The organism is Streptomyces sp. P5F9 (assembly GCF_057961495.1).
In genome coordinates, this window is record NZ_JBXVPZ010000037.1 from 1 (window position 1) to 13,916 (window position 13,916).

The window sequence follows — 13,916 nt, forward strand, 5'->3', positions numbered from 1 at the left end:
GACCGCGCCGCCGACGCCGGTTACGACGCCGTCCAGATCTGGGTGCAGGGCTTCGGCGAGGCCTCCCTGATCTACAATCCGGCCGTCTACCAGCGGTCCTGGCAGGGCGAGGAGTGGCGCGACGCGGACACCCCCCGCAGCCGCGCCGACGTCCTGGCCCGTGCCGTCCCGCTGATCCTGCACGCACGCTCCCGGGGCTTGGACGCGGTCGTACCGCTGCTGATGGTCTCCTACCTCACGGACGCGGTCCTTGAGGAGTCGGTCGCCGCCCTGGTCGGGGCGGGCGCGACCGAGCTCACCCTTTTCGACGGCCCCGGCGCCATGAGCCCGGAGGCCTACGGCCACCTGGTCGCACGGACCAGGGACCTCGCCCCCGGAGTCCGGGTGGGCCTGCACCCGCACAACACCTTCGGACTCGCCGTGGCCTGCGCGGTCGCCGCCGTACGGGCCGGCGCCGACGTGGTCGAACTGTCCGTCAACGGCTACTGCGGCGGGCCCGGCAACGCCGACCTGGCCGCCACCGCGATGGCCTTCGAGGCGCTGTACGGGGTGCGCACCGGGATCAGGTCACAGCGGCTGACGGACCTGGCCCGCGCGGGCGAGGCTCTGACCGGCTACCACGTCGCCTGGAACCACCCCGTGACCGGCACGAACGCCTTCTCCTGGGGAGGCATGGACCTGATCACCCAGGAGACCGCCATCGACCCACTGCTGCACAACTGCCTGGAGCCCGCGCTCGTCGGCAACGAACGCAGGACACCGTTCACTCCGGACAGCGGTCCGTACACACTGGCCGACAAGCTGGCCGCCCTGGACATCGACCTGGACCCCGCGCGCGTCGACGCCGTGCTGCGGGCGGCCCGTGAGGTGATGGCCAGCGAGGAACGGCTGCTCACCGACGCCGATCTGACGGCCCTGGCACAGAAGGCGACCGAACAGCCCTGAGCGCCCGGCCCACGACGGACGACAGCGCCGACACACCGCGCGCATCCTCCGCCGACCTCACCCTGCCCCTGGAGCCCCGATGCCCCCGTACACAGGCCGCCTCCCGCTGCTCCACCCCGACCGGCTCGACCCCGAACAGCGCGCCCTGTACGCGGACATCACGGGCGGACCGCGTGCCGCCGGCCCCCAGCTGTTCGACCTCACCGACGCGGCCGGACACCTCAACGGCCCCTTCAACGCTATGCTGTTCAGCACCAGGATCGGCAGCGCGCTCCAGGGACTCGGCGCCGCGATCCGCTACGGCACCTCGCTGCCGCCCCGGGTGCGCGAGACGGCCGTCCTCGTCGTCGCCGCCGTTTGGGACAGTGCCTTCGAGCGGTACGCCCACGAGCCCGTCGCCAGCGCCGCCGGACTGACCGACACCGAGATCCGCGCGCTGCGCGAGGGCGCCGACCCACTTCTGACCGACCCCTTCGAGCACGCGGCCTGGTCGGCGGCCCGTACCCTCGCGGCCCCGCCGCGCCACCTCGACGACGCATGGTACGAGGACGCCTGCGCTGCGCTCGGCGAGTCGGCGCTCTTCGAACTGTCCACACTCGTCGGCTACTACGCGACGCTCGCCCTCCAACTCCGCCTGTTCGACGTCCCCGCGCGGGACCCGTCGCGCAACGAGACACTGCCCATGGACAAAGGGTCCGCTTCGTGAACAAGAGCTGCGCGACCGCCGCAGACGGGGCGCACGACATCGGCGACGGTGTCTCATTTGGCCGTCGGCGGAATCCTCAGCGAAGTGGCGAACCCCGTGATTGTCGCACTCTACGACCGAAGCTCCAGCGGAATGTCGGTCGTCTCCGACAACTGCGGCGTCGATGGCACCGGACTGGGCGTCCTGCTCGCCGCCCACCGCATCGACCGGGTCACCGGTTCGTACATGGACGAAAACAGAGAGTTCACCCGCCCTATATTCGCGCCACTCGTCGCCCTTCCAGTGCAGCGCGGACAGATCCGAGGCTCGCAGACGGTGAAACACGAGGCCGGTAAAGGGGCGGCAGCCTCACCCAGCGCGGCGGCGTAGTCGCTCTCCAGCTCCCGCCCAGGCCTTACGGGGACAGCGCCGCCGAACTGCCTTCGGCCGGCGTCTACTTGCATCGAGCGCGTGCTGGTTCCTGCCACGCTGACGGACTCGATAAGGTCCTTCCTGCGGCGCCCCAGGATGTCCCGCCGGGCCATGAGGACCTTCAGCCTGGGCCACTCCGACCACTACACGACGAGGCGGTGGATCTGGCTTGAGGAAAGCACGCTGCCACACTCCTCCAGTGGACAAAAAGCCCTACTCACCGCGGCGCCAGTTCAACCACCCGATGCATCCTTACGCAGCGAGATCGCCCGGTTGGCGGTTTCCCCAATTACCGTCTTCGTAGCCCGCAACGGGGTTGCCGGCCTTCGAAGTTGGCATGACTGCCTCCCCTTGTCGAGTGCATGGCAATGCCGTTGCTTTTGCGGGGTCCGGGCAGTTGAAGCGGTGTGTTGATATCGCGGCTGGAGCGACTGGGGTTGGGGGTCCTGACCCGGTCGTGTCCGCCTGAGCTGGTGGACCAGGTGGTGGGCGAGGCGGGCCGCTCGGAGAAGCGTCGGCGTCTGTTGTCCGCCCGGTTCACGGTCTATTTCGTCCTGGCGATGTGCTTGTTCCCGCAGGCCGACTACCTGGAGGTCCTGAAGCTGGTGAAGACCGGCGACAAGGGGTTGCGGTCCTGGTCCGGGGTGAACAAGTCGTCGCTGACCAGGGCCCGGCAGCGGCTCGGCTGGCCGGTGATGCGGGAACTGTTCCGGTCCGTGGCCCGGCCGCTCGGCGCGGACGGCGAGCTGTTCCGGGGGCTGCGGGTGCTGGCCCTGGACGGGATACTCCTGGCCGTGCCCGACTCCGCGGGCAACAACGATGCCTTCGGCAAGTCCGGTTCCCAGCGCAGTCCCATGGGGTATCCGCAGGCCAGAGTGGTCGCGGTGGCCGAGTGTTCCTCTCACGCCGTCCTGGACGCCGTGATCGGCGGGTTCAAGGATTCCGAGCGCATCGTCTCCGACGCCCTGGACACCCATGTCGGGACGGGCACGCTGCTGCTGGCCGACCGGGGACTGTGGGGTCTGGCCCGCTGGCACCGGCTCCGGGACCAGGGAACACACCTGCTGTGGCGCATCGAACGACGCAAAGCCCGCCGGGTCCAGGACGTCCTGCCCGACGGCAGCTACCTCGCCCGGATCGAGGCGAACAAACACAGCAAAGCGGCCGGAACCGTCAAGGCGCCGCCGGCGATGGTCCGGGTGATCGAGTATCGCATCGACGGGCAGGCCGACATCGTCCGGCTCATCACCAGCCTGACCGACCACGAGAAGTACCCCGCCGAAGAACTCGCCGTCCTCTACGCCCGGCGTTGGGAGATCGAGCTCGTCTTCGACGAGATCAAGACCCACCAACGCGGCCGGCCGGTCCTCAGATCGCAGACACCGGACGGCGTACGGCAGGAGATCTACGCGCACTTGATCGTGCACCACGCCACCCGAGAGCTGCTGGAGGAGGCCGCCCGCCTGCACCGCAGCATCGCTGAGCGGACCTCGTTCACCCGGGCTCTGCATGTCGTCCGCCGCTCGGTGATCTCACCGAGCGGCTTTTCCCCCCTCAGCCCGCAAGCGGGACCGACGCCTGGGACTCTCTGAAATCGGTCGCAGTCTGCTGCCCCGTCGAAGATCCCGTGACTGCCCTCGCAAGATCCGTTCCTGCGTCACCGGCTGCACCAGCAAAGCCCCAGGCGAACCCTCCAACAGCCGACGTCCACCGGTCGCCGTGACCTTGAACAACCGGTGGCACGACCGCTAAAGCAACGGCATTGGAGTGCATGGCCCGGGGGGTGGTGTCACCAGCTCCGAAGGCACTGACAGACCGCTGATTAGCGCCTCTGTGTGTCAAGCGACTGCTGCGAGTTGGGCTCGTTGATCGCGCTTCATGATCCGATAGACCACGTTCGACAGGCGCCGCTTCAAGGCCCGACGGGCCTCGGCGGGTGTCTTCCCTTCGGCGATCTTGCGGAGGTAGTACTCCTGGCCGCGTCCGCCGTCCCGGATCTGGCAGACGGCGATGATGTGCAGTGCCGAGTTCAGGGCCCGGTTGCCGCCGGTGTTGAGACGGTGGCGGACATGCCGTCCGCTGGACGCATCCAGGGGCGCGCTTCCCGTGTAGCTGGCGAAATGGTGTTCCGTGGGGAATCGGCTGATGTCGCCGATGTGGCCAAGGACCCTGGCGGCCAGCACAGTCCCGAGGCCCGGCAGCGCGGTCAGCGTCGTGTGGGAAGCCGCGAGGGCTTCGCGCATCTGCGCTTCGTTGTCCCTGACCTGCCGGTCGAGCCGGCGGAGGTCCGCCAGCAGATCGCGGGCGAGGTCGCGTCGGCAGTTGTCGGTCGCAGTGTTTGGCCGGATGCCCTTCATCAGGGCGGCGGCCCTGTCCGCCGAAAGCCTGGTCGGAGCGCCTCCGGGCAGCAGATCACGCAACAGTGCATGAAGCCGGTTGATGAGACGAGTGCGCTCATTGACCAGGTCATCGTGCCGCTCGGTCAGCAGCCGCAGGATCGTGGACTGGTCCTCTGCGGTGACCTTGCGCAAGTCGGCGCGGAACAGTGCGACTTGGGCGACGTGGAGTGCGTCGGCGGGGTCGGTCTTGCGGTCCCCACCGGTGGCCAGCAGCCGGGCCCGGGCCGACAGCGTGGAGGGCACGTCGACCACGTCTTCGCCAGCGGCGGACAGTTGCTGGGCGAGCGTCCGCCCAAGGCCGCCGGCGCCCTCGATCGCGAAGCGGCGCTCGGGCCACTGCTCGCACCACCGGACGAGCTGGCTGAAGGTTCCGGCGTTGACGACGAACTTCCGCTGGCCGATCTTGTGGCCTGCGGCATCGATCGCGACAGCGGTGTGAGAGGACTTGTGGGGGTCGATCCCGATGGTGATCACGCGCGTCCTGGCCAAGTGCTCGAAGGGGCAGAAGTGTGCGGTGGGCACCCTGACTTGAAGTTGCGGTCTCACACGTTCATGCCTCTGTCGAGCCACACCGCGCGGGTGCCGGTCGGCCGCGGCACGCTAATCATGAGCCAGCCCCGCAGAGCGGCAAGGAGCTATGCGAGCCAGTGCCGACCGGCACCCTGGACGCTACGGCTGCAGACCGGGCGTCTGGGATCGATTCAACAAGTCAGGGGCATGACCACCGGCCTTTCCACAGGCCGGGAGGCTCTCCGCAATGTGGATGTGGCGATCAGTGCCGTGGCAGGCCGGGTGAACAGCACCGAAGGAACCACGTTGTGATCGACACCAGCGACATCGACGTCTACCTCGGACTGGACGTCGGCAAGGGCGAACACCACGCCACCGCACTCACCCCGGCCGGGAAGAAGACCTTCGACAAACGGCTGCCCAACAGCGAACCCAAACTCCGCGAGGTCTTCGCCAAGCTGCAGACCAGGCACCGCACCGTCCTCGTCATCTTCGACCAGGTCGCCTCCATCGGCGCCCTGCCGCTGACCATCGCCCGCGAGCTGGGCTGCCACATCGCCTACCTGCCCGGCCTGACCATGCGGCGGATCGCCGATCTCTACCCCGGCGAGGCCAAGACCGACGCAAAAGACGCGTTCATCATCGCCGACGCGGCCAGGGCGATGCCGCACACACTGCGGTCGGTCGACCTCGACGACGAGACCATCGCCGAGCTGTCGATGATCGTCGGCTTCGACGACGACCTCGCCGCGGAAGCAACCCGCCTCTCGAACCGGCTGCGGGGCCTGTTCACCCAGATCCACCCGCACCTGGAACGAGTCCTGGGCCCGCGCATACAGCACCCGGCCGTGCTCAGAATGCTGGACCAGTTCGGCTCGCCGGCCCAGATCCGCAAGGCCGGACGCCGACGGCTCATCGCGCTGATCCGCCCCAAGGCGCCCCGCATGGCCGAGCGGCTGATCGACGAAGTCTTCACCGCGCTCGACGAGCAGACCGTCGTTGTTCCGGGCACGGACGCGGCCGCACTGATCGTCCCCAGCCTCGCCTCCTCACTCCAGGCAGTGCTCGACCAGCGCAAACTGCTGGCCCACCGGATCGAGGAACTGCTGGAGGCCCACCCTTTCCAAGGTCCTGATGTCCATGCCCGGCATCAGCATCAGGACCGGCGCCCGCACCCTCATCGACGTTGGCGACAGCACCTCGTTTCCGTCCGCCGCCCATCTCGCCACCTATGCCGACCTCGCCCCGACGACTCGACGTTCCGGGTCGTCCATCCGTGGCGAACAGCCTTCGCGCAGAGGAAACAAACAGCTCAAAGGAGCCTTCTTCCTCTCAGCGTTCACCGCGCTGACCGCCCCGGCCTCCCGCACCTACTACGACAAGAAGATCGCCCAGGGAAAGCACCACACCCAGGCCATCCTCTGCCTCGCCCACCGCCGAGCCGACGTCCTCTTCGCGATGCTCCGCGACGGCACCTTCTACCAACCACCAACCCCGATCACCCCTTGACCGAGTCACAGAGACACCCCCCAGGCAGCCACGACCGGCTGCTCGACTTCTCCACAGCGGTCACCGGCACCCTGTTCCATCTACCTACCGCCGACTTTCTCGACGACCTTCCCGCCGCCCCGGAGCGTGCGGTCTCAGTGCGGGTCAGGGTTGCCGTGGTCGCCCTGGTACTCCTAGGCGGGTACGTCGCAGCGGTGCGGGCCGAGCGGTCGCGGGCGGGCGTCCCGTACAGGTGTCGAATGAGCCGCCGATCTGCTCCGTGAGACGATCGACCCCATGGGGGGCCTTGACACGCGAGGAGACCGCATTGCGCGTTCTGTTCATCGGTGCTCGCCTCATCCCTGCCCGCGACTTGAGGTGGGTGTGAGCGGTGGCGCGTGAACTGGTGCTCGGTGTCGACGCGGGACACACCGTGACCAAGGCCGTTCTGTACGACGCCACCGGCCGACCGGTGGCGCATGGCACCGGCACGCTGGCGCTGTCCACTCCTCGCCCGTACTGTGTCGAGCGGGAGATGGACGACGTGTGGCGGACGGCCCACCAGGCCATCGCGGCCTGTCTCGCCGAGGCCGGTCCGGACGCGGCGCGGGCCGTCGCCGCGATCGGGCTGGCCGGGCACGGCGACGGCCTGTACGCCGTCGACGAGCATGGCCGACCCGTGCGGGCCGCGATCGTGGCGATGGACACGCGCGCCGAACCCGTGCTGGAGGAGTGGCGGGGTACTCCGGTCTGGTCCCGCGCCCTGGAGTTGTCGGGCACGGTGCCCTTCGCCGGTTCCCCGGCCGCCCTGCTGGCCTGGCTCGCCCGCCACGAACCCGAGGTGCTTCAGCGGGCTCGTTGGCTGCTGTCCTGCAAGGACTGGCTGCGCCTCGGGCTGACGGGCGTGGCGGCCACGGATCCCACGGACGCCAGTGCCTCCTTCACGGACATGCGGCGCGGCGGATACTCGCCGGAGCTGCTCGATCTGTACGGTCTCGGCGCGCTCGCCGGCCTGCTGCCGCCCGTCCTGGCCTGCGATGCGGTGAGCGGGACCGTGACCCGCGAGGCCGCGGAGCTGACAGGGCTCATTGCCGGCACTCCGGTTGTCACGGGTGCCCACGACGTCGACGCCGCCGTGCTCGGGATCGGCGGCACTGCACCGGGCGAACTGTGCCTGATCGCCGGGTCGTTCAGCATCAACCAGGTGGTGAGCGAGCGCCCCGTCGTCGATCCGCGCTGGCAGGTCCGGCACTTCGTCCGCCCGGGACGGTGGATGACGATGTCCACCTCACCGGCGTCGGTGGCGAACCTGGAGTGGTTCCTGCGGGTCACAGGCGCACCGGCCGAGCAGCGGGGCGGGGTGCACGAGGCGATCGGTCGCGAGGTCGAGGCGCACCTGGACGGTCCGTCCGAGGTGTTGTTCCACCCCTTCGTCTACGGCTCCCCGCACCCGTATCCCACCTCCGGGACGTTCCTCGGTCTGCGCGGTTGGCACAGCCGCGGACATCTGCTGCGGGCTCTGATGGAAGGCGTCGTGCTCAATCACCGCTGGCACGTCGACGCGCTCTCCTCGAAACTGCCGATCAACGGTGCCGCCCGGCTGACCGGCGGCGCCGCGCACAGCGAGGTGTGGAGCCAGATGTTCGCCGACGCGCTGCGGCGGCCGGTCGTGGTGACCGACGTGCAGGAGAGCGCCGCCCGGGGAGCGGCCCTGCTCGCCGCCACCGCCGCCGGATTGCTCGACGACGTGACGGACCCGCGCGCCACCCCCGCCGTACTCAGGCGCCACGAACCCCGCCCCGACCGGGTCGCCGTACTCGACGAGGCGTATGCGGTGTACCGGGAGGCACTGGAGGCCCTCGGACCGGTCTGGACCCGCCTGGACGCGCCCAAGACCGCGGAGTGAGAACGGGGGCCTATGACGAGACCGGCACGCCGTTGCGACGGTACGGCGGCTGGGCGCCCGCGCGGGTGCAGGTGTCGGCCGCGATCTCCACGGCGTACGACAGCAGCCGGGCGAGCTCCCCGGCACCCAGAGCGTCAACGCCTGTGCGGTCGAGTCGGCCGGTGTGGTGCAGATGGGCGAGCACTCCGGAGGTGAAGGCATCGCCCGCTCCCACCGTGTCGACGACCCGGACCGCCGGGGCCGGCACATGGACGCGGGCGTCGCGGCCGATGGCCCAGGCGCCCTGGGAGCCGAATGTGATCAGGACGAGTCCCGCACCGGACGCGAGCCAGCGTTCGGCCACCGCCTCGTACGACTCACCGGGGTGGAGCCAGGCCACGTCCTCGTCGCTCGCTTTCACCACGTCGGCGAGCGCCACCCACTCGGCGAATCGCCGGAGGTAGGCGGCGCGGTCGGTGACCAGGCCCGGCCGCACGTTCGGGTCGAGGGACACCAGCCGTCTGCCCGCCTCCCGGCGGATCAGTCCGTCGAGCGTGGAAGCCAGGGGTTCGAGCAGCAGACCCAGCGACCCGAGGTGCAGAGCCGTCCCCGTGGGCAGCGCGCCGCCGTCCGGGAGGGCCGCGAGGCGTTCAGGGCGCAGGCCGCGGTCGGCGGTGCCGTTCGCGTGGAAGGAGTAGGCGGCCGACCCGTCCTCGCGCAGATGCACGGCGGCGAGAGTGGTGGGGTCGGACGCGGGCAGCACATGCGTGAGCCGGGTGCCGGATGCCGCGAGGTGCGCGCGCAGGAGATCGCCAAAGTGGTCGTCGGAGATGCGCGCGAGCAGCGCCGTGGGGACTCCGAGGCGGCCGAGACCGGCGGCGACGTTGAGACAGGAGCCGCCCGGGCACGGCTGGAAGGCCGCAGCACCATCGGCCGTGCGGGCGGGGGCGAGATCCACCAGCGCGTCTCCGGCGACGACGACGGCAGGCTGGTCTGCGGGTTCCGGTCCGGCGTTCATGTGGGTTCCTCGGGGACGGCGGCGGCAAGGTCGAGAGCTCGGGCTGGGCTGTTCGGTGGACTTCGGTAGCTCCTCAAAGACCGCTTGACGATAAGTCTGAGCAGATTTTCTCGCAAGATGTGTTAACAAAGGCGCAGTCTCCTGCTAATAATTCGGCCATCGAAACGCGCCCGACTCCCCAAGGACGCATCCACACCCCTGCTCGACCCGCCGCGCCTCAGTCGAGGTCCCGGCGAACCCGTACGAGAGGCCCCCCGTCACATGGCATCGACCAGATACGCCCTCATAGCCGGCGCCGCCGCTACCGCCCTGCTCGCCACCGCCTGTTCCGGAGCCGGAGCCGGCGGGTCCTCGGGTAGTGGCAAGAGCATCAACGTGCTGATGGTCGGCAACCCGCAGATGGAGGACATCCAGAAGCTGACCAAGAGCACGTTCACCAAGGACACCGGCATCAAGGTGAACTTCACGGTCCTGCCCGAGAACGAGCTCCGCGACAAGGTCACCCAGGACATCGCCACCCAGGCCGGCCAGTACGACGTCGCCACCATCGGCGCCTACGAGGTGCCGATCTGGACGAAGAACGGGTGGCTGCACGAGCTCGGCTCCTACGCCGACAAGGACACCAGCTTCGACAAGGCCGACCTGCTCAAGCCGATGGTGCAGTCGCTGTCGGGCTCCGACGGCAAGCTCTACGCCCTGCCGTTCTACGGCGAGTCCTCGATGCTCATGTACAACAAGGACGTCATGAAGGCGAAGGGCATCACTGTGCCCCTGCACCCGACCTGGCAGCAGGTCGCCGACATCGCGGCCAAGGTCGACGGCGCCGAGCCGGGAATGCGGGGCATCTGCCTGCGAGGTCTGGCCGGTTGGGGCGAGCTCGGTGCGCCGCTGACCTCCGTGGTCAACACCTTCGGCGGCACCTGGTTCACCAAGGACTGGAAGGCCCAGGTCAACAGCCCGGCGTTCAAGAAGGCCACCAACTTCTACGTCAACCTGGTCAAGCAGCACGGCGAGGCGGGAGCGGCGCAGTCCGGCTTCACCGAGTGCCTGAACGCCCTGAGCCAGAAGAAGGTCGCGATGTGGTACGACGCGACCAGCGCGGCCGGTTCGCTGGAGGACCCGAGCTCCAGCAAGATCGCCGGTCACGTCGGCTACGCCTACGCGCCGACCGTCGAGACCAAGAGCAGCGGCTGGCTGTGGGCCTGGGCGTGGGCCATGCCCAAGACCACGAAGCACGCCGACGCCGCCTCGAAGTTCATGCTGTGGGCCTCCAGCAAGAAGTACGAGAACCTGGTCGGCGAGAAGCTCGGCTGGGCGCGCGTCCCGGCCGGCAAGCGGACCAGCACGTACGCCATCCCGCAGTACCAGAAGGCCGCCGGTTCGTTCGGTGACATCACCCTGAAGTCGATCGAGGCGGCCGACCCGGCCAACCCGGGCGTCCAGCCCCGGCCGACCGTGGGCATCCAGTACGTGGCCATCCCCGAGTTCCAGGACCTGGGCACCAAGGTCACCCAGGAGATCTCCGCCGCCATCGCCGGCAAGACCAGCGTGGACAAGGCACTGAACGACGGCCAGAAGCTCGCCGAGGACGTCGCCAAGACCTACCAGAAGTGACCTTCACCGCCCGGCCGCCGCTCCCGCCGGCCGGGCGTCACTTCCCCTACCCCGGCCGTCACTGGCGGAGGAACTTTCATGACCACGCTCACCGCACCCTCCAAGACAGCATCACCGCCCGTCCGCGCCCGGAAGTCCTCGGGATTCAGCAAGTGGAGGCGGCGCGCCCCCCTGCTGCCGGCGCTGATCTTCACGATCGTCGTCACGCAGCTGCCCTTCGTGGCCACGCTCATCATCTCCACCTTCCAGTGGAACATCCTCAAGCCGGGCGACCGGCACTTCGTCGGCCTGTCCAACTTCAAGTTCGTCTTCACCGACGAGCGGCTGCGCACGGCGGTGCTCAACACCGTGGTCCTCACCGCGTCGGTGGTGCTCATCAGCGTGGTCTTCGGCCTGGGCCTGGCGATGCTGCTCGACCGCAGGTTCCTCGGCCGCGGCCTGGCCCGCACCCTGCTCATCTCCCCGTTCCTGGTCATGCCGGTCGCGGCGGCGCTGCTGTGGAAGCACGCCATCTACAACCCCGACTACGGCCTGCTCAACGGCACCCTCAACGCCGTGTACCGGCTCTTCGGAGCCTCCAACGGGCCCACGGTCGACTGGATCTCCTCCTACCCCATGCCGGCCGTGGTGGTCTCGCTGGTCTGGCAGTGGACGCCGTTCATGATGCTGATCCTCCTAGCCGGCCTGCAGGCGCAGCCCGGTGACGTCCTGGAGGCGGCCCGCATGGACGGCGCCTCCGCGTTCCAGACCTTCCGTCACATCACGCTGCCGCACCTGCGCCAGTACATCGAACTGGGCACCCTGCTCGGCACGATCTACGTCGTGCAGACCTTCGACGCGGTCTACACCATCACCCAGGGCGGCCCCGGCTCACAGACCACCAACCTGCCCTACGAGATCTACCTGACCATGTTCCGCAAGTACGAGTACGGCCAGGCGGCCGCCGCCGGCGTGGTCGTCGTGCTCGGCTCGTTCGTGATCGCGACCTTCGCCCTGCGCACCATCGCGTCGCTGTTCCGCGAGGAGATATCCCGATGACCCACGCAGCCCTCGCCCCCCGAGGGGGCAGGTTCAAAAAGCTCATCCGTGGCAAGGACGACCCCAACTCACCCCGCCTGTCTCCCCTGTGGACCTTCGTCGCCTGGCTCGCCACGCTCGCGTTCTTCGCGCCCGTGGCGTGGATGGTGCTCACCTCCTTCCACCAGGAGGCGGACGCGGCGACCAACCCGCCGACCCCCTTCGCACCGCTCACCCTCGACCAGTACAAGCTGCTGTTCAGCCGGGACATCACCCCCTTCCTCCTCAACTCGGCCATGGCCAGCATCATTTCGACGATCCTGGTCCTCGCCCTGGCGGTGCCGGCGGCCTACGCGCTGTCCATCAAGCCGGTCGAGAAGTGGACCGACGTGATGTTCTTCTTCCTGTCCACCAAGTTCCTCCCGGCCATCGCGGCCCTGCTGCCGGTGTACCTGATCGTCAAGGACGCCGGGATGCTGGACAACGTGTGGACGCTGGTCATCCTCTACACCGCGATGAACCTGCCGATCGCGGTGTGGATGATGCGCTCCTTCCTCGCCGAGGTCCCCAAGGAGATCCTGGAGGCGGCCGAGGTCGACGGCGCGGGCCTGCTCACCGTGCTGTGGCGGGTCGTCGCGCCGGTCGCCATGCCCGGACTCGCCGCCACCAGCCTGATCTGCTTCATCTTCAGCTGGAACGAGTTCATGTTCGCCGTGAACCTCACCGCGACCCAGGCGTCGACCGCGCCGGTGTTCCTGGTCGGCTTCATCACCAACGAGGGCCTGTTCCTGGCCCGGCTCTGTGCGGCGGCCACCCTGGTCTCGCTGCCGGTCCTCATCGCCGGTTTCGCCGCCCAGGACAAGCTCGTCCGCGGCCTGTCCCTGGGAGCCGTCAAGTGAAAGCGGCCGTGATCACGAGGCCTGGCAACATCGAACTCTCTACTGTCGACGACCCCTCCCCGGGCTCGCGCGAGGTCGTCGTGGAGGTCGCGGCCACCGGACTGTGCGGCACCGACCTGCACATCCTTCAAGGGGAGTTCGCCCCAAAGCTGCCCATCATCCCCGGCCACGAGTTCGCCGGGGAGGTCGTGGGCCTCGGCAGCGAGGTCACCGAACTCGCGCTCGGCGACCAGGTCGCCGTGGACCCTTCGCTGTACTGCTTCGAGTGCCACTACTGCCGCCTCGGCCACAACAACCTCTGCGAACGCTGGGCGGCCATCGGCGTCACCCACCCGGGCGCCGCCGCCGAGTACGCCGTGGCGCCCGCCGCCAACTGCGTACGACTGCCCGACCACGTGGACGTCCAGGACGCGGCCCTGATCGAGCCGCTGTCCTGCGCGGTGCGCGGCTACGACGTCCTGCGCAGCCGCCTCGCCTCCCGCGTGCTCGTCTACGGCGCCGGAACCATGGGCCTGATGATGCTCCAGCTCGCCAAGGCCACCGGCGCCGCGAGCGTCGACGTCGTCGACCTCAACACCGAACGGCTGGCCACGGCACGGCAGTTGGGCTGCTCCGCCGGTGCCGCGTCCACCGACGAGCTCGACCGGCCCAACTATGGCTGGGACCTGGTCGTCGACGCCACCGGCAACGCGAAAGCCATCCAGGACGCCCTCGGCCGGGTGGGCAAAGGCGGTACGTACCTGCAGTTCGGGGTCGCCGACTACGCCACCCGGGCCACCATCGAGCCGTACAGGATCTACAACCAGGAGATCACGATCACCGGCTCCATGGCCGTCCTGCACAGCTTCGAACGCGCCGCGGACCTCTTCGCCACCGGTGTCATCGACCCCCGCGTCTTCATCAGTGACCGCCTCCCGCTGGCGGTGTTCCCGGACGCGATCGCCCGCTTCCAGGCGGGCATCGGCCGCAAGATCCAGATCCAGCCCGGCCTCGCCACCGCGTGAACGCCCGAACCGAACGGAAT

11 protein-coding genes and 1 pseudogene are annotated in these 13,916 nt (G+C 68.9%); 10 read left to right on the forward strand and 2 right to left on the reverse strand.

Annotated features, from left to right (window positions below):
- From AC31A1_RS09525 to AC31A1_RS09540, 4 genes are all read left to right on the forward strand, one after another.
- Positions 1-945, forward strand: a 945-nt coding sequence (locus tag AC31A1_RS09525; RefSeq protein ID WP_489652827.1) for a hypothetical protein, incomplete at its 5' end; no start/stop codon positions are given.
- A gap of 79 nt (positions 946-1,024) precedes the next feature.
- Positions 1,025-1,651 carry a carboxymuconolactone decarboxylase family protein gene (locus AC31A1_RS09530; RefSeq protein WP_489652828.1) on the forward strand — a complete coding sequence of 209 codons (627 nt, stop codon included), beginning with the start codon at positions 1,025-1,027 and terminating at the stop codon, positions 1,649-1,651.
- A 96-nt stretch (positions 1,652-1,747) separates the two neighbouring features.
- Positions 1,748-2,020, forward strand: coding sequence for a CoA-transferase (locus tag AC31A1_RS09535; RefSeq protein WP_489652829.1), 273 nt, complete (start codon positions 1,748-1,750; stop codon positions 2,018-2,020).
- A 515-nt stretch (positions 2,021-2,535) separates the two neighbouring features.
- A complete protein-coding gene (locus AC31A1_RS09540) occupies positions 2,536-3,654 on the forward strand; it encodes an IS4 family transposase (RefSeq protein WP_489652830.1) in 1,119 nt (372 codons plus the stop codon).
- A 246-nt stretch (positions 3,655-3,900) separates the two neighbouring features.
- Here AC31A1_RS09540 and AC31A1_RS09545 read toward each other — a convergent pair whose 3' ends face one another.
- Positions 3,901-4,935, reverse strand: a complete 1,035-nt coding sequence (locus AC31A1_RS09545) for an IS110 family RNA-guided transposase (RefSeq protein WP_489652831.1) — start codon at positions 4,933-4,935, stop codon at positions 3,901-3,903.
- A 344-nt stretch (positions 4,936-5,279) separates the two neighbouring features.
- Here AC31A1_RS09545 and AC31A1_RS09550 point away from each other — a divergent pair.
- Positions 5,280-6,480, forward strand: a pseudogene (locus AC31A1_RS09550) (IS110 family RNA-guided transposase).
- A 370-nt stretch (positions 6,481-6,850) separates the two neighbouring features.
- Positions 6,851-8,365 carry an FGGY-family carbohydrate kinase gene (locus AC31A1_RS09555; protein WP_489652832.1) on the forward strand — a complete coding sequence of 505 codons (1,515 nt, stop codon included), beginning with the start codon at positions 6,851-6,853 and terminating at the stop codon, positions 8,363-8,365.
- Between the two features lie 10 nt (positions 8,366-8,375).
- On the opposite strand, the gene AC31A1_RS09560 is transcribed toward AC31A1_RS09555, so the two are convergent.
- Positions 8,376-9,362: a carbohydrate kinase family protein gene (locus AC31A1_RS09560; protein WP_489652833.1), complete on the reverse strand. Its 987-nt coding sequence runs from the start codon at positions 9,360-9,362 to the stop codon at positions 8,376-8,378.
- 261 nt (positions 9,363-9,623) lie between these two features.
- Here AC31A1_RS09560 and AC31A1_RS09565 point away from each other — a divergent pair, with 261 nt between their 5' ends.
- The 4 genes from AC31A1_RS09565 to AC31A1_RS09580 all read left to right on the forward strand — a co-directional run bounded on the left by AC31A1_RS09565 (position 9,624) and on the right by AC31A1_RS09580 (position 13,896).
- Positions 9,624-10,976 (forward strand): ABC transporter substrate-binding protein, encoded by a 1,353-nt coding sequence (locus AC31A1_RS09565; protein WP_489652834.1) that lies wholly within the window; start codon positions 9,624-9,626, stop codon positions 10,974-10,976.
- Between the two features lie 78 nt (positions 10,977-11,054).
- Positions 11,055-12,014, forward strand: a complete 960-nt coding sequence (locus tag AC31A1_RS09570) for a carbohydrate ABC transporter permease (RefSeq protein WP_489652835.1) — start codon at positions 11,055-11,057, stop codon at positions 12,012-12,014.
- Positions 12,011-12,892 carry a carbohydrate ABC transporter permease gene (locus tag AC31A1_RS09575; RefSeq protein ID WP_489652836.1) on the forward strand — a complete coding sequence of 294 codons (882 nt, stop codon included), beginning with the start codon at positions 12,011-12,013 and terminating at the stop codon, positions 12,890-12,892. The genes AC31A1_RS09570 and AC31A1_RS09575 overlap by 4 nt, the downstream gene beginning before the upstream one ends.
- On the forward strand, positions 12,889-13,896 hold the full coding sequence (locus tag AC31A1_RS09580) for a zinc-dependent alcohol dehydrogenase family protein (RefSeq protein ID WP_489652837.1): 1,008 nt from the start codon (positions 12,889-12,891) through the stop codon (positions 13,894-13,896). Before AC31A1_RS09575 ends, AC31A1_RS09580 begins: the two co-directional genes overlap by 4 nt.
- Positions 13,897-13,916 lie beyond the last annotated feature (20 nt).

Bases quoted from the DNA above. Each gene is read 5' to 3' on its own strand.
- AC31A1_RS09530 (WP_489652828.1), top strand. From the start codon at position 1,025: ATGCCCCCGTACACAGGCCGCCTCCCGCTGCTCCACCCCGACCGGCTC.
- AC31A1_RS09560 (WP_489652833.1), bottom strand. From the start codon at position 9,362: ATGAACGCCGGACCGGAACCCGCAGACCAGCCTGCCGTCGTCGTCGCC.
- AC31A1_RS09565 (WP_489652834.1), top strand. From the start codon at position 9,624: ATGGCATCGACCAGATACGCCCTCATAGCCGGCGCCGCCGCTACCGCC.
- AC31A1_RS09570 (WP_489652835.1), top strand. From the start codon at position 11,055: ATGACCACGCTCACCGCACCCTCCAAGACAGCATCACCGCCCGTCCGC.
- AC31A1_RS09575 (WP_489652836.1), top strand. From the start codon at position 12,011: ATGACCCACGCAGCCCTCGCCCCCCGAGGGGGCAGGTTCAAAAAGCTC.